13 protein-coding genes are annotated in these 15,834 nt (G+C 63.7%); 9 read left to right on the forward strand and 4 right to left on the reverse strand.

Features of this window, described 5'->3' with window-relative positions; genetic code table 11:
• Window positions 1-114 precede the first annotated feature (114 nt).
• Window positions 115-879: a TIGR01458 family HAD-type hydrolase gene (locus WJU27_RS07540; protein WP_341421659.1), complete on the forward strand. Its 765-nt coding sequence runs from the start codon at window positions 115-117 to the stop codon at window positions 877-879.
• Between the two features lie 387 nt (window positions 880-1,266).
• Here WJU27_RS07540 and WJU27_RS07545 read toward each other — a convergent pair whose 3' ends face one another.
• On the reverse strand, window positions 1,267-1,938 hold the full coding sequence (locus tag WJU27_RS07545; protein ID WP_341421660.1) for a PEPxxWA-CTERM sorting domain-containing protein: 672 nt from the start codon (window positions 1,936-1,938) through the stop codon (window positions 1,267-1,269).
• Between the two features lie 232 nt (window positions 1,939-2,170).
• On the opposite strand from WJU27_RS07545, the gene WJU27_RS07550 reads away from it, so the two are divergent.
• The 6 genes from WJU27_RS07550 to WJU27_RS07575 all read left to right on the forward strand — a co-directional run bounded on the left by WJU27_RS07550 (window position 2,171) and on the right by WJU27_RS07575 (window position 11,717).
• Window positions 2,171-2,881: a DJ-1/PfpI family protein gene (locus WJU27_RS07550; RefSeq protein ID WP_019918727.1), complete on the forward strand. Its 711-nt coding sequence runs from the start codon at window positions 2,171-2,173 to the stop codon at window positions 2,879-2,881.
• Between the two features lie 27 nt (window positions 2,882-2,908).
• Window positions 2,909-4,270 carry a CmpA/NrtA family ABC transporter substrate-binding protein gene (locus WJU27_RS07555; RefSeq protein WP_341421661.1) on the forward strand — a complete coding sequence of 454 codons (1,362 nt, stop codon included), beginning with the start codon at window positions 2,909-2,911 and terminating at the stop codon, window positions 4,268-4,270.
• Window positions 4,267-5,115, forward strand: a complete 849-nt coding sequence (ntrB, locus tag WJU27_RS07560; RefSeq protein ID WP_341421662.1) for a nitrate ABC transporter permease — start codon at window positions 4,267-4,269, stop codon at window positions 5,113-5,115. Before WJU27_RS07555 ends, ntrB begins: the two co-directional genes overlap by 4 nt.
• 116 nt (window positions 5,116-5,231) lie before the next feature.
• Complete coding sequence (locus WJU27_RS07565; RefSeq protein ID WP_020164228.1) at window positions 5,232-6,095, forward strand: ABC transporter ATP-binding protein; 864 nt, start codon at window positions 5,232-5,234, stop codon at window positions 6,093-6,095.
• Window positions 6,096-6,118: 23 nt separating this feature from the next.
• Window positions 6,119-6,562 (forward strand): cyanase, encoded by a 444-nt coding sequence (gene cynS, locus WJU27_RS07570; RefSeq protein ID WP_341421663.1) that lies wholly within the window; start codon window positions 6,119-6,121, stop codon window positions 6,560-6,562.
• A gap of 931 nt (window positions 6,563-7,493) precedes the next feature.
• Entirely contained in the window at window positions 7,494-11,717 is a 4,224-nt protein-coding gene (locus WJU27_RS07575) for a PIN domain-containing protein (protein ID WP_341421664.1), read from the forward strand.
• 126 nt (window positions 11,718-11,843) lie between these two features.
• Here WJU27_RS07575 and WJU27_RS07580 read toward each other — a convergent pair whose 3' ends face one another.
• On the reverse strand, window positions 11,844-12,227 hold the full coding sequence (locus WJU27_RS07580) for a type II toxin-antitoxin system death-on-curing family toxin (RefSeq protein ID WP_341421665.1): 384 nt from the start codon (window positions 12,225-12,227) through the stop codon (window positions 11,844-11,846).
• A gap of 29 nt (window positions 12,228-12,256) precedes the next feature.
• Window positions 12,257-12,487 (reverse strand): hypothetical protein, encoded by a 231-nt coding sequence (locus WJU27_RS07585; RefSeq protein ID WP_008060588.1) that lies wholly within the window; start codon window positions 12,485-12,487, stop codon window positions 12,257-12,259.
• 260 nt (window positions 12,488-12,747) lie between these two features.
• Between WJU27_RS07585 and WJU27_RS07590 the strand changes: the two genes are divergently transcribed.
• Entirely contained in the window at window positions 12,748-13,512 is a 765-nt protein-coding gene (locus WJU27_RS07590) for an AAA family ATPase (RefSeq protein WP_341421666.1), read from the forward strand.
• A gap of 60 nt (window positions 13,513-13,572) precedes the next feature.
• Here the strand turns inward: WJU27_RS07590 and WJU27_RS07595 are convergent, their stop codons facing one another.
• Window positions 13,573-14,580 carry an AraC family transcriptional regulator gene (locus WJU27_RS07595; protein ID WP_296810561.1) on the reverse strand — a complete coding sequence of 336 codons (1,008 nt, stop codon included), beginning with the start codon at window positions 14,578-14,580 and terminating at the stop codon, window positions 13,573-13,575.
• Window positions 14,581-14,806: 226 nt separating this feature from the next.
• On the opposite strand from WJU27_RS07595, the gene WJU27_RS07600 reads away from it, so the two are divergent.
• Window positions 14,807-15,640: a class I SAM-dependent methyltransferase gene (locus WJU27_RS07600; RefSeq protein ID WP_341421667.1), complete on the forward strand. Its 834-nt coding sequence runs from the start codon at window positions 14,807-14,809 to the stop codon at window positions 15,638-15,640.
• Window positions 15,641-15,834 lie beyond the last annotated feature (194 nt).

Below are 15,834 nucleotides of genomic sequence, written 5' to 3' on the forward strand. Positions count from 1 at the left end.
CGCCTTTGGCGTTCTCCGATCCGGCAAACCTTTCGACCCAACCGCTCACGGGGTTTGACTCGGATAACAGTATCTACGGGGCTCTGCGCGCCGCATCGAACGAAGGAGAACGCCATGTCTCTGCCCGCAAACCCGAAAGCCCTGCTGATCGATCTGGCCGGCGTGCTGCACGTTGGCGACCAGCTGATTCCCGGTTCCATCGAGGCGCTTGCGCGACTGCGCGCCGCCGGCTTCAAGCTCGTGTTCCTGACCAACACCACGCGCACGCCGCGGCGCACGCTGGTGGCGAAGATGCAGGCCCTGGGCCTGGATGTGCGCGACCAGGAACTGCTGACCGCGCCGGGCGCCACGATGAATCTCGTGCGCAGCCGAGGCCTGCATCCGCACTGGATCGTGCATCCGGACCTGCGCGACGAAGTCGGGCCCGATGCCGCCGAACCGGACGCCGTCGTGCTCGGCGACGCCGGCCACTGCTTCGACTACGCCCAGCTCAACACCGCCTTCCGCCTCATCATGCGCGGCCTGCCCTTCATCGCAATGGCGCGCAACCGCCACTTCAAGGAAGAGGACGGCCTGTCGCTCGACATGGGCGCCTTTGTCGCCGGGCTGGAATACAGCACCGGCGTTCAGGCCGAAATCGCCGGCAAGCCCGCCGCCCCGTTCTTCCAGGCCGCGCTCGACACTGCCGGCGTGCGCGCCGACGAGGCCATCATGATCGGCGACGACCTGCGCGACGACATCGGCGGCGCACAGGCGGCCGGCATCGCTGGCGTACTGGTGCGCACCGGCAAGTACTCGGCCGCGGATGAGCACAACCCGGACATCCGCCCCGCTGCGATCGAAGACGACTTCGCGCGTTTCGCTGCCCGCCTCCTGTAAGCGCGGCAGGTATTGATTCGGCCCGCCGTCGGGGTCAGAAGACCCCTCCCACACAACCCTGGGACCGGATCGGGCACGCCCCCTGTGGGAGCGGCCTTGGCCGCGACGCGGCGGCTGAAGACCGCCAGCTACGATTCAGGCAGCAGTCGCGAGCAAGCTCGCTCCCACCGACTTCGGCACAGGACTGCACCCAGCCCGCCACCACTGTCGGGGTCAGAAGACCCCTCCCATACAACCCCGGGACTGGCCTTGGCCCCGGATTCGGCACGATCCCTGTGGGAGCGGCCTTGGCCGCGACGCGGCCGTCACATGCCGCCCACCTCGATACAGTTCGCCGTCGGCGTCCGAAGACCCCTCACACGGATATCTCCCGGAACCGCCGTCAGGTCAGTCCGCCTTCCGCCGGCGACGCAGCGCACCGATCACGCCGAGACCGGCGGCGAGCATGGCCCAGGTGTCGGGCTCGGGTACCGCGGTGACGGTCAGCGAAATGTTGTCGATGCCGGTGTTGTAGCTGTCCGGGCCGAAGCGCAGCACCAGGCCGTTGACGCTCGACACGCCGGGCATGAAGGAGAGACGCGTGGTGCCGGCGTCGAAGGCGCCCGAGCTCCACAGGGTCTGGCCGGTGAGCAGATCGAGCACGACGGCTGACGAGCCGTCGTTGCGGTTCAGGTAATCGCCGAAATCCATCGAATTCAACGTGACCGCGTAACCGGCGCCGGGCGTGAAGACGAACTCGGCGCTGTGGGTGTCCGGATTGCTGCCGCCCCAGGCCACGCCTTCAAGGTCGGAGTACGCCGTCGACCAGTAGAACAGGCTGCTGTTGACGGTGGTGCCGGTGGCGGTCACGAAGGCGCGATGCGACACGTCGAGCAGCCCGGCGACGTCGCCGTAGCCCTGGCCGATGCCGGCGCCGTTCGTGCAGGCCGCATTGGTGGCATCGCCGCAGATGTTGCCGGAGAAATCGAGCAGCACGTCGGTCGCGGCAGCGGGCGCGGACGCCAGCAGCGCGGTCAGGCCCAACATGGCGAGAACGGTCGGAATACGGTGAAAGCCCATCAAACACTCCTGTTGGATCGATACGGCGGCGACCCAAGCAAGATTCGGCCCTCGCATGCCAAAGGTTTGAGCACAAAGCGTTTTCATCAACGACCACCGGCCGGGTGTAAAGCATCACGACAGTCGACCCGCAAGCGCGCAGGTGTCCGGCCGGTCGTGTAGTGCCCGCACTACACGACAATCACATCCGTAGTGATACCGGCCCCCTGCCCCGCTCCCTAGCATTCGTCCCATGAACGCACGGGAGATCTACACGGTGGGATCGCAGCGCAAGCGCGGCTTCAGGCTCGGTATCTACGTCTTCAAGGACGCCGAGATCGTCGACTTCACGGCGCCGCACGGGGTGTTTTCGGTGGCGCGGCGTTTCGACCCGGAGCTGGAGGTGTTCCTGATCGCCGACGCGCAGCGGCCGGTGCAGGCGCAGGCCGGCTTCACGGTGCTGCCCAACTACAGCTTTGCCGACCGCCCGGCGATGGATGCCTTTCTCATTCCCGGCGGCGCCGGCACGCGGCAGGAAACCTGGAACGGCCGGCTGCACGAATTCATCGACGCACTACCCGCGAGCTGCCTGCTCACCAGCGTGTGCACCGGCTCCTGGATATACGGCCGCATGGGCCTGCTCGACGGCATTCCGGCGACCAACCGCAAGGAGCCGGACCGGGTCGAGGCCTCGCACCTGGGCAAGCTGCCGATCGACCGCCTCGCCGAAATCGCGCCCGCCTGCCGCATCTCGCATGCCCGCGTGGTCGATGCCGGCCGCATCGTCACCGCCGGCGGCATCGCCTCCGGCATGGAGCTGGGTTTCCACCTGCTGCGCCGCGCCGGCTACGACGAAGGCTTCATCCGCGACGTGGCGCGCTGCATGGAATACAGCGCCGCCTACGACACCTACGCGCACGACATCGAGTACGCGCCGAACCCGGTCCCCTGCTTCGCCCACTGAAGTTTCCAGAACAAGGAGAGTCCCGCAATGAGCACCTTCCGCAACCCCTTCGACCCCAACGTGAAACTGAATGGCTGCTCCTGCGGCCGCCATCACAGCCAGGCTGAACACGACCAGGCCGAAGCGCTGTCCGAAGAGGCGATGCTGGACCGCGTGGTCGAAGGCGCGGTCATGCGCGCGCTGTTCCCGCATGACGAAACGCGCCGCAACTTCATCCGTGCGGTCGGTGCCAGCACCGCCATGGCGGCCATCTCGACCTTCCTGCCGCTGGGCACCGTGAAGGACGCATTCGCCTCGCCCGGCCCGCTGGAGAAGACCAAGCTCAAGGTGGGCTTCATCCCCATCACCTGCGCCACGCCCATCATCATGGCGCACCCGCTGGGCTACTACTCGAAGCAGGGTCTGGACGTCGAAGTGGTGAAGACCGCCGGCTGGGCGGTCATCCGCGACAAGTCGCTGGCCAAGGAATACGACGCCGCCCACATGCTGTCGCCGATGCCGCTGGCCATTTCGGTCGGTGCCGGCTCCAACCCCATCCCCTGGACCATGCCGGCGGTCGAGAACATCAACGGCCAGGCCATCACGCTGTCGGTGAAGCACAAGGACAAGCGCGACCCGAAAACCTGGAAGGGCTTCAAGTTCGCGGTGCCCTTCGACTACTCGATGCACAACTATCTGCTGCGCTACTACCTCGCGGAGCACGGCATCGACCCCGATACCGACGTGCAGATCCGCTCGGTGCCGCCGCCGGAAATGGTGGCCAACCTGCGCGCCGGCAACATCGACGGCTTCCTCGCACCCGACCCGGTGAACCAGCGCGCGGTATACGACGGCGTGGGCTTCATCCACACGCTCACCCGCGACATCTGGGAAGGCCACCCCTGCTGCGCCTTCGCCGCGAGCAAGGAGTTCGTCACGACGATGCCGAACACCTACAAGGCCCTGCTGCGCGCCATCATCACGGCCACCGCCACCGCCAGCAACCCGGCCAACCGCAAGCAGATCGCCGAGGCGATCGCGCCGGCCAACTACCTGAACCAGCCGGTTACCGTTGTCGAACAGGTGCTCACCGGCACCTACGCCGACGGCCTCGGTGGCGTGCAGAAGGTGCCTGGCCGCATCGGCTTCGAGCCCTTCCCGTGGGAATCCTTCGCCGTGTGGATCCTGACCCAGATGAAGCGCTGGGGCCAGATCAAGGGCGACGTCGATTACCAGAAGGTTGCCAAGGAGGTGTTCCTCGCCACCGACGCCGCCGCGCTGATGAAGGAAGTCGGCCTGCCGGTGCCGAGCACGACGACCAAGAAGTTCTCGGTCATGAAGAAGGAATTCGACCCGGCCAAGCCGGAGGAATACCTCAACAGCTTCAAGATCCGGAAGGTGTCGGCATGAGAAAAGCATGGCTGGCGCCGCTGCTGTCGGCGCTGTTCTTCGCGCTCTTCGTCGGCGCCTGGTATCTGGCGACCACGGCCTCGTCGGGCGGCGGCGGCGCCGCGCCGGCGATGGACCCGGAGTACGCCGCGCTGATGGGTGCCCAGGCGCAGGCCGGCGGCCAGTCCGCAATGCCCGGTCCGGGCGAGGTGGCGGCCAAGATCTGGGAACACCTGAGCGATCCCTTCTACGACCGTGGCACCAATGACAAGGGCCTGGGCATACAGATCGCCTACTCGATCGCCCGCGTGCTCGGCGGCTATCTGCTGGCCGCGCTGGTGGCGATCCCGCTGGGCTTCGTGATCGGCATGTCGCCGCTGGTGTACAAGGCGCTCGACCCCTTCATCCAGATCCTGAAGCCGATCTCGCCGCTGGCCTGGATGCCGCTCGCGCTCTACACGATCAAGGACTCGGGCATCTCCGCCATCTTCGTCATCTTCATCTGCTCGCTGTGGCCGATGCTGGTGAACACCGCCTTCGGCGTGGCATCGGTGCGGCGCGAGTGGCTGAACGTCGCGCGCACGCTCGAAGTGAGTCCGCTGCGCAAGGCCTTCCTGGTCATCCTTCCGGCCGCTGCGCCGACCATTCTGACCGGCATGCGCATTTCCATCGGCATCGCCTGGCTGGTCATCGTCGCCGCCGAAATGCTGGTGGGCGGCACCGGCATCGGCTACTTCGTCTGGAACGAGTGGAACAACCTCTCGATCACCAACATCATCACCGCCATCCTGCTGATCGGCCTGGTGGGCATGCTGCTCGATCACCTGCTGGCCTGGGTGGCGCGCGCCATCTCCTGGAGGGAATGAACATGAGCGCAGCCCTCGCCCCCGTCGTACCGCTGAAGACGCAGACCCGCGACCCGCTGGAGGCCGCGCCTCCACCCTCGGCCGGGTCGTCCGCAGACAAAAAAGGCCCCATCACGATGAGCACCCAACCCTTCCTCAAGGTCGAGGGCCTGAAGCGGCAGTTTCCGCAGCCGGGCAACCCCGACCCCGCGCCGGTATTCGAAGACGTGCATTTCGGCATCGAGCGCGGCCAGTTCGTGTGCGTGCTCGGCCACTCCGGCTGCGGCAAGACCACCATCCTGAACATCCTGGCCGGGCTCGACGAAGCCACCGCCGGCCACGTCATCATGGACGGCCGCGAAGTGCGCGGCCCCTCGCTCGACCGCGGCGTGGTGTTCCAGGGCCACGCGCTGATGCCCTGGCTCAGCGCGCTGAAGAACGTCGAGTTCGCCGTGCGCAGCCGTCACCCCGACTGGTCGGCCAAGCAGGTGCGCGAACACGCGGTGAAATACCTCGAACTGGTGCACCTCGGCCACGCGCTGGACAAGAAGCCGGCCGAGCTGTCCGGTGGCATGAAACAGCGTGTCGGCATCGCTCGCGCCTTCTCGATCGAACCGAAAATGCTGCTGCTGGACGAGCCCTTCGGCGCGCTCGACGCGCTCACCCGCGGCAGCATCCAGGACGAACTGATCGGCATCGTTGAAGCCACGCAGCAGACCGTGTTCATGATCACCCACGACGTCGACGAAGCCATCCTGCTGGCCGACCGCATCGTGCTGATGACCAACGGCCCGCGCGCCAAGATCGCCGAGATCGTCGTCAATCCGCTGGCCCGGCCGCGCGTGCGCGAAACCCTGCACCAGCAGCCCGCCTTCTACACGCTGCGCAATCACCTGGTCGATTTCCTGGTGAAGCGCTCGCGCGAATTCCAGCCCGGCCCAGGCTGGGATGCGAAGAACCCGCCTCTCGTCCACCCCGGCCAATCCAGCCAACCCGCCTGAACACCACCTCAAAGGAGACTCACATGAAACGCGAAGACGTCACCGATCTCATCGTCGAACGCAAGGTTGCCAAGGGCCTGAAGTGGGCCGACCTCGCCAAGGCCATCGGCCTCAGCAAGGAATGGGTCACGGCCGGCCTGCTCGGCCAGATGACCTTCACCGCCGAACAGGCCAAGACCATAGGCGAAATGCTCGACCTCCCGGCCGAAGCCGTGACCCAGCTCCAGGTCGTGCCCTACAAGGGCTCACTGCCCACCGCCGTGCCGACAGACCCGCTGATCTACCGCTTCTACGAACTGATCAATGTGTACGGCACCACCTTCAAGGCACTCATCCACGAAGAATTCGGCGACGGCATCATGAGCGCGATCGACTTCAAGATGGATCTGGCCCGTGAAGCCAACCCCGCCGGCGACCGCGTCAGCATCACGATGAGCGGGAAGTTCTTGCCGTACAAGACGTACTGAAGCTGCTGATGCGAAGTGCTTGACCGGCGCGGCACGCGCTGGTCATATTGAGGCCGCATGATCCTGGGAGGGCATGCGGCTTTTCCTTTTCAAGCATGAAAATTAGCATCGCCAAAAAGCGGTAACAGAAATTTAAACGAGAGTCCGCGCGCGCACATGAACAGGAATGCAGCTCGATTTGCAATCATTACATCACTCGGAGTTGCTCTTACGGGGTGCAACAGAATCTCTTATCATTATACGGGTGATCAACGACCGGATCATGAAGTATCAATGATTCGCGTCATGAGTGTTGTCAAAGGAAAGGATCGAAACCCAGACATCGTACTTTCCGCATGGAAATTCAATGGCAACATACCTGAATTTGACATCATATGGGGCTCCCCACACGCTTACGCATTCCTACCAGGCACACAAGAAGTTGGCGTTTCGCTAAGCCTAGTAACCCTTCTCCCACTCACAGTACGCCAATTTAGTGCAATCTACTGGGTTCCGTTTGAATCAGAACCGGGATACATCTACGAATTTCACGCAAAACTCGGCAGCGAAAGGGCCCCCAGCCAAGTCTGCGCAATCAGGGTATCAAAAAACACTTGGCCCCTCCCCATAACGGAAGATATGGAGATGCCGGAGGGTGCGGCGGTAGTTGGATGTGGAAGACCACGAGAAAGCATCGACTCATACTCTTTTCGTTTATGCTCAATAGGAACCTGTTCAATTTCAGACGAGTACAACAAACCATAGCGCAACCTGATGTTCGATTGAACCAACAAGAATAACGAAAAATGTAAAATAAAAGGAGGGATTCAGACCACGATTTTAATGGCTTGGATAGGCTATTCGTGGTGCGCCCCCTATTGTTCACCCCATCAACCGCCTGCCCATTGGGGTGGGCGTTCCGGCTCGCGTCGGTTAGCTTGTAGGGAGGCAGATGCACAACGTGCAGTTTGAGATTTCGAAGCCCACTGGCGAAGGCGAGTTCGAAGACATGTGCGCCCGCATTTACGGGACGGTTTTCAATGACCCACTGCCACAAACGAATGGGCGCCGTGGCCAGAAGCAAGGAGGCATCGATGTTTTCATCGACGCGCCAGAAGGCCGTCTCGGCGTTCAGTGCAAGAAGTACGCAGACGGAGCGTTGAAGCTCAAGCACGTAGAGCACGAGGTCTCCGAAGCCGACAAGGCGAACGCCCCAATCGTCCGCCTCATCGTCGCTACCACTGCCACGAGTGATGCGGTGCTCCTGCGCGAAGTGCAGGACCTGTCCGATGCCAGGGTTGCGAAGGGACAGTATCCGGTCAAGATTGAGTTTTGGCAGGACCTCTGCAGGCATATTTGCGGCAGCTCGAAGCTCCAAAACGACTACGCGCCGAACGCGCCTGGCGCCGTCTTCCACCGAATAGACGAGCAGAACGCAGGGTTTAAGGCGAACCTGCTCAGCATTGACTCCAAGCTAGAGGTTCTGGTGGGCCTGCCTAGCGGCCGTGCCGATTCGGTCAACAAGTACCTCACCTCGCAGCTCGACGCTGTCAACGACGTACTGCGAGCAGCAAGGTTCAAGGATGCCCTTGAGGACCTACAGCGCATCGGCGCGGACATGGCGCTTTTCGATTCCCACCAGCAGGCTCGCTGGTACGTGCAGCGGGGCGTTTGCGTGTGGCACCTTGAGAGCGGTGCAGCCGCCGCTCCAGACTTTCTTCGCGCCGCTGAGCTCTACCCTGACGACGAGAGAATCGCGGCGGCAAAGGTTAGAGGCTTACTCTTCACTGACAAGGTCGACGAGGCACTGGCCGCGGGGGATGAGGCGCTCGCAAGGTATCCCGCATCAGTCCACGTCTGGATTGCTCATGCCAATGCCAGGATGGTCCAGGGGCACGCCCTAGCGCTCGCTGATGCACCGGCCGCGATGCGCGACGACTGCGATGTGCTGCAGCTGCTCGCGTGGGCGCGGAAGAAGGCCGGAGATCTCGACGGCGCCGTCGAGCTGAGCGCCAAGGCATTGGCCAAGCCGAATGCTGCGTTCTTTGTGAGGAACACGGCGCTGGTGTTAGCGCTCGAGGCGGCTACCAGCGACCCCGTGAAAGTCGCATATGGTCTAGTGAGCGAAGCCGCAATCGCCGCGCTCCGGCAGTCCGTCGAGGCGCTCACCCCTCGGAAAGAGCGCGTTTGGTCGGTGCAATCGCCGGGCTCAGTCGAAGACACGCTAGTGCACCTCGGCTACAGCCACCTTGTCCTTGGCGCGCCCAACGAGACTCTTGAGCTCATCGAAGAGGCTCGCCACGCCGGCGTGTTGACCCCTCGTCTTAAACGAGTCGCACTAGAAGCCTATCATCGACAGGACCGCCCAGACGAGTTGCTCCAAAGCGGTCGGGAGTGGCTGGACGACCTTGAGGAAGAGGCATTGATTCTGGTCGCTGAGTATGCCTCTGATGTGGGCGACGTTCTGCTGGTCGAGGCCGTGCAGGCGTTGGTGGCGCAAAATGGTTTCCAGAAGGAAGAGGTGCCGCACCTGCTGCGCGCGATGCGGTGGATCGCTCTTTGGCAGTCAGACACCGGCAAGCAGCAAGCGCTGGCAGAGGTCAAAGCAGCAAATGTCGCGTGCTCGGACAGCCTTGCTGTCATATGCGGCGGCGCCCGGGTACTGCATGCGGGTAAAGACGAAGCGGCCGCTGATGCGGCGATTGAGAAGGCCTGCACCTTGGTGTCTAAAGACACAGCTCCGGCCGAGCGACTCTTGCTCGCGGATCTGCTCTTCACCACGGACAAGCTGGAACTCGCCGCCCATCAGTACGAGTTGCTCGCCCCGCGTGGAAAGCACTCTGAACTCCACAACAGGCTGCTTCGCTGCTATGTGCGAACGGGCGCACTGCGCAAGGCGAGGGAGCTGGTCCTGTCATTTCCAGACACCTGGACCAGCGACGAGCGAGCGCTGAGCCTCGCGATTGATCTGGGGCAGCAGGCATCGGACTGGGAGTTTCTGGTGCCGCTCGCCGAGTTGCACTGCGAGAGACGGCCGCAGGAAGCCGGCGGCTGGCTGCTACGTCTAGCGCTCGACCTCAAGATGCGCAAGATGACCCGATTCCATCATGCGCTGGAGTCGGTTCCGGCCGACTTGTCCGGGCCACCAAGACTCCTTGCTCAGATTGCATCTCTTGAGCTTCGGTTCGGCCGCAAAGAGATAGGCATGCTCCGGCTTTATGTCATGTTTCGTCGCAACCTCGACGATGTAGACGCAGCCTCCGCCTACTTCATTGCCATCGTGGCCGGGCCGCAAGAGCTTCCGTTCATGGAAGAAGAACTGACGGAAGTTCAGCCAGGGGCCGCCGTGACGCTCAAGAACGAACTGGGCGAGACAGTGACACTTTCGCTGGACCCGGAGGGCTTGCCGAACCTCCCTGCCCGCGAAGGCATTGTGGCGCCGTCAAGTAACACAGCCCGCGCACTTCGGGGCGCGGTCGTAGGCCAGCAAGTCTCTCTGCCCGGGCCCTTCGGAACTGAGCAGCGCTTTGTTGTCGAGGGGGTGACGAGCACGTTCCGGCGGCTGCTTCACACTGCGGAGGAACGGGTCAACTCGCCGGTTGCTTCGAACTTGCCGTTGATGTCCGTGCCGATCCCGAAGAGCGACAAAGGCGTCGACTTCAGCCACGTTCACGCCATGTTGAAGCGCCAGTCGGAACACTCGCGACGAGCGCTCCAAGCGTACGCGGATAGCCCTATCACGCTGGGAATTTTGGGCAAACTGCTCGGGAGAAGCGTGGTCGATATGGTTTCTGGGTGGCCGTCTGACGCACCTCCATTGTTCGTGTGTGCGGGTACCAAGGAGCAACGGGAGGTTGCTGTCGAACTGCTCCAGCGGGCCGACGTCGAGTATGTGGTTGATGCCGCGACCGTTGCCGAGCTGGCGTCGCTTGACTGCCTTGCAGCCCTGACAGCCCTACCTCGTGTCTACATCTCAACGAAAGCCGTTGAGACTCTCGAGGCTCGACTTGAAGAGGCAAAGCTCGAACGCTCCGACGGACAATTGTTCGATGACAACGGCACCATGCGGTTTGTCGAGCACACGAACCAGGACAGGGAGCGGCAGACGGAATTCATTCAAAGCATGGTTGACGCAGTCCGACAGCACTGTGTGATAGTCCCTGCCTATGGCCCGGAAGAGCTTCCGGCAGACCTTGAGCAAGCGCAGGACGTTCTTGAAGACGAGGAACTCGCGGCGCTGCTCCTGACCGTGGAGAAGAATGCGACTCTGTTTACTGTGGACGGACGACTTGCGCAGTTCGGTTTCGGCGCCGCGCAGCTCAGGTCGGTGTGGCCACAAGAGGTGCTTCGGTACGCCGAAGAGCGCGGGAAGCTAGAGTATCAACAGTACACGTTTGCTGTCGTCCGCATGTTTCTGCGAAATCGCAGCTTCGTCTCTCTCGGCGCGAACGATCTGGTATTCATGTGCCTGCAAGGAGGCTATGCGCTTACCGAGGGGCTTCAGCGGTTCAAGGACTACCTGGCTTCCAGTTCTACTGAGTTTGTGTCGGCAGTGTCTGTTGCGTTCGAGTTCCTCAAACTACAAGCGTGGCACCCCACTCAGTTCAAGGCGTTCGCAGAACTCCTGGAGCACATCGTCGAAGCGAGCTTTCGCCACCCTCGCTGCAATCAAGAGATGCTCTTGGACGTTGCCCTTGGCTTTGCGAACGATATGGCGCTCGAAAGCGGCGGTTCCTTCATACCTTACCCTCCTGTCGAGGACCACCGGCAGAGGCGCATGCGCGCCTACGCCAAGCTTCTCGGGGAGGCGGTTGAGGCCGCCGTGCGGCTAGCCAGTTCGCCGCCGCGTCGACGAGCAATCAAGCTGCGTTCGTTGAAGTGCATGCAGCCTCCGTATCTCACCTTTGACGGGAACGCGAAGGACCCGGTGGAGCCGACAGTCTTGCCTTCGTCGCCGCTTAGCGGAGACGACGCGTCAGAAGGTAGTGGCGCGACCACGGTTGGCAGCAGCTCGGCTTATGTGGTCTCGCTGGACGAAGCCGCAAGGCCCACGGGAACCCTCGACATCGATGCAGCCGCCGCGTCTCGCGGCGTCGCCGGAAGCCCCGGCTCCGCGCACCGACCGCCTCACGGAGACCTCGGCCCGATGATGGTGCATTTGGCGCCTGGGGCGTAAATCTGCCGCGACCTGCAGGACGGCGCACGCACTTGTCCTTATGCAGTCGCCGCCCGCCGCATCGGATTCAACAGTCGGGTCAGGTTGTACGCCGCGAACGCAAACAGTGAGCGTTTCCGACACGCGCTATTCCGGCCGGGCGATGATGCCGCGTAACCACGGCTCCAGATGGGCGATGTCAAAGGTGCCGGCGTCGAACATGTCCATCATCCGGGCAAACACGGCGTCCGGTGACTGTTTCAGACGGCAGCCATTGATGCGCAGGAAGACGTCGGTCGCGGCGAAGGCGACACGCTTGTTGCCGTCGATGAAAGGGTGGTTGATGGCGAGGCTTTCGAACAGCGCCGCAGCTTCGGCCACGACGTCTTCGTAGTAGCCGGACTGCGGGCGGAACAGCGCGGATTCGAGTGCTCCGGCATCACGCAGGCCCGGGCTGCCGCCATATCGCTGAATCAGCATGGCGTGCAGCGCGAGCACGTCGGCAAGGGTCAGGTAATCCCGTGCCCTCACTTGGCGCTCACTTGGCACTCACTTGGCACTCACTTGGCAAGCTCGCGGTACAGACTGTCGAATTCGCCGAGGCTGTCCGCGAACGCTTCCATGACATGTCTGCGCGGCCGGCCCTGTGCCTTGCGCTCGATATAGTCGCGCAGGGCTTCGTCCAGCACCACCTGGAACTGCCGGCCTTCGGATTCGGCAATCTGCCTCAGCGCGGCGAGCACTTCGGGCGAGGCCTGAGATGAGAACTTTTCGCGAGTCTGGGCGGACATGTCGCCTCCGTCAGGATTCATCTTGATGCGTCATGATAGATCACGATGCTGCGGCCAGGCTCGCGTAACAACAGTTACAACGGGGGACGGAGCAACATTTCCCGATCCTCTCGCGGGCGTTGCCCGAACGCTCTCCCGCGCGCAGGCACCAAGAGCGTCACGCAGGCATCCTGGGCTGTCGGGTAACAAGAGAGCAGCCCGGAAGTTTTCCTTCGCATGCCAAACTCCAGCCACCTCCCCCACCGGCAAACCTCGACGCCATGATCACAAGTCAGTTCGTCTCGCGGATTTCCCTTCAGCGCGACAAGGTCGATTCCTTTGATCGCTATCCGTTTGCGCTGCCGGCGATCCGTGCGCTCGAACAGATCGATCTTCATCCGAAGATGACTATCCTGGTGGGCGAGAACGGCTCGGGGAAGTCGACGTTGCTTGAGGCGATCGCGGTCGCGCTCGGGTTCAATGCCGAGGGCGGCAGCCGCAACTTCAACTTCGGCACGCGCGCGTCGCACTCGGAACTTCACGCCTTCCTGCGTATCGCCCGAGGCGTCCGCCGCCCCAAGGACGGTTTCTTCCTTCGTGCGGAGAGCTTCTTCAATGTGGCGACGGAGATCGAGAATCTCGACGCCGAGCCAATGGCTGGCGCGCGCGTCATCGATGGATTCGGCGGGCGCTCGTTGCACGAACAGTCGCATGGCGAATCCTTTCTCACCCTGATGACTCAACGCTTCCGCGGCGAGGGTCTGTACATCCTCGACGAACCCGAGGCGGCGCTCTCTCCCCAGCGCCAGTTGGCGGTACTCTCCCGGATTCATGACCTGGTAACCGAAGGCGCGCAGTTCATCATGGCCACGCATTCGCCTATCCTTATGGCCTACCCCGATGCGCGCATCCTCCAGCTCACTGCAGACGGCATCGAGGAGGTCGCATACGAGGACACGGAGCATTACCTCGTCACGCGCAATTTCCTCGCCAATCCTGAACGCATGCTCAGGGTACTTCTGAGCCGCGATGACCAGAACGATTGACTCCTCCGCGAGCACTGCGTTGTCGAGTCTCACGTGGCGACGTTGTGAGGAGCGTTCCCACTACCCCGCCCCGCGCTGCGCCCGCCGCCATGTCGCCGGCGGCTGGCCCGTCAGTCGCTTGAACGCCCGCGAGAACGCCGCCTCGGATTCGTAGCCGATCTCCTGCGCGATGGTGGCGACCGATGCCTGCCCTTCGCGCATCAGATTGGCGCCCAGCTGCATGCGCCAGTGAGTGAGGTACTGCATCGGCGGCATGCCGACGCAATCGACGAAACGCTCATGCAGCGCTGAGCGGGAGAGGCCGACCTGTCGGCCCAGTTCATCCACCGTCCAGTCCTCCGCCGGGCGCGCGTGCATCAGCGCGATCGCCTTGCCGATGTAGCGATCGCGCAGCGCGGCGAGCCAGCCGCTGCCGCCCTCTTCCGGCAGGGCTTCGAGACAGCGGCGCGCCGCATCGACGAACACCATTTCGCTGACGCGCTCGAGCACCGCCGCGCTGCCCGCCCGCCGGTGGCGTGACTCGGCAACCGCCTGTTCGAGCATGGGTGCCACCCAGGCGCCGACCCCGCTCGACGGCAGGTGCAGCATCGGCGGCAGGGCCTGGATCAAGGGGTTGAAGGGCTTCAGGTCGCAGCTGATGAAGCCGCAGACCATCGTGATGCTGGCGCGACTGGAGGGCACTTCGGCATCGAGCTCACACACGCCGTCGTGGAGGGCGATCAGGACCGGTTGGGGGTGGTCGCGCGTCGTTGCGCGCCAGGACTGATCGCCGCCGGCCGCGCGCATGCCGGGCGCGCTGGACAGCACGTGAGCATCGCCGCGCGGGAACATGACGATGTCGCCCGCCTGCAGCCTGGCCGGCGCCTGACCCTCCATGCCGACCCAGCCGTTTCCCCGCAGGATCATGTGATAGGCGATCACGTGCTCGGCGCCGGGGCTGAGTGCGTCAGCCAGTTCCGGCGACGGCGGCGTGTCGGCCACCCAGTGATCGTCGCAGCTCACGTAATAGAAGATCGCGCCGCGCAGACGCACACTGGTCAGCACATCGGACAACGGATCGCCTTGCATGACCCCTCCCCGGCGGCGTCCCGATCAATCGGCGCGGACACACGATCAAGTGATCGCGCAATCGCGGAGCCGCGAGCAAGTTTCAACGACATGCGGTGAATCGCCCACCGGCCCCTGCAGGAAGAATGGTCCCGTCGTCGCACAACGCCACACGCATAGAAATACGCACACGCCCATCGGGCCGTGGCAGGTGCGGCGCACCCCACAACATCCTGAGGAGATCACCATGTCAGCCGTACTCGAAACCCAAGTCACCGCGCCGGATTTCAACGCCATCAAACAACGGCAGCATGCCACCTGGGCAAGCGGAGACTATGCCGTCATTGGCACCACGCTGCAAATCGTTGGCGAAACACTCGCCGAGGCGGCGGACCTGCGCGCCGGCGAACAGGTGCTCGACGTCGCCGCAGGCAACGGCAACGCGACCCTCGCCGCCGCGCGCCGCTTCGCCGACGTCACCTCCACCGACTATGTCGAGGCACTGCTCGACAAGGCCCGCCTCCGCGCCGCCGCGGACGGTCTGGCCGTGCAGTTCCGGGTCGCCGACGCGGAGCGGCTGCCCTTCGATGACGCGAGCTTCGACGTCGTGATGTCGACCTTCGGCGTCATGTTCACACCCGACCACGCCACGGCGGCCGGCGAAATGCTGCGCGTGGTGCGGCCCGGCGGCCGCATCGCGCTCGCCAGCTGGACGCCCGGCGGCTTCATCGGCCGTCTGTTCAAGATCATCGGCGCCTACGTGCCGCCGCCGCAAGGTGTGAAGTCGCCCTCGCTGTGGGGCACCGAGCCGCACATCGTCGAGCTGTTCGGTCCCCGTGCCGCACAGATGCGCTGCGAGCGCCGGCATTTCGTCTTCCGCTATCGCTCGTCCGCCCACTGGCTGGAGGTGTTCCGCGCCTTCTACGGTCCGATCCACAAGGCCTTCGGCGCCGTGGCGCCAGACGTCCGCCCGGCACTGGAGCGCGACATCCTCGCCCTGCTGGATGAACTCAATGTCGGCGGTGCGGATGCGCTGGTGGTGCCCAGCGAATACCTGGAGGTGGTCATCACCCGGGTGTGACGGGGCGCAATGGAAGGCGTACGGCAGACCGTGCCGCAACCGGATCAGTATCTTGTAGGAGCGGTCTTCCGACCGCGACCGCAGCCTGTAGCGAAGCCGGCGGACTGCGGCGGCCCTGTCGCGGCCAAGGCCGCTCCTTGTATTGTCTTTACCTCCCGAGGGGCACCTCGGGACGAGCAGGTGGATGCCGCGTC

Source organism: Methyloversatilis sp. NSM2, assembly GCF_038066675.1.
GTDB classification, from domain to species: Bacteria; Pseudomonadota; Gammaproteobacteria; order Burkholderiales; family Rhodocyclaceae; genus Methyloversatilis; species Methyloversatilis discipulorum_A.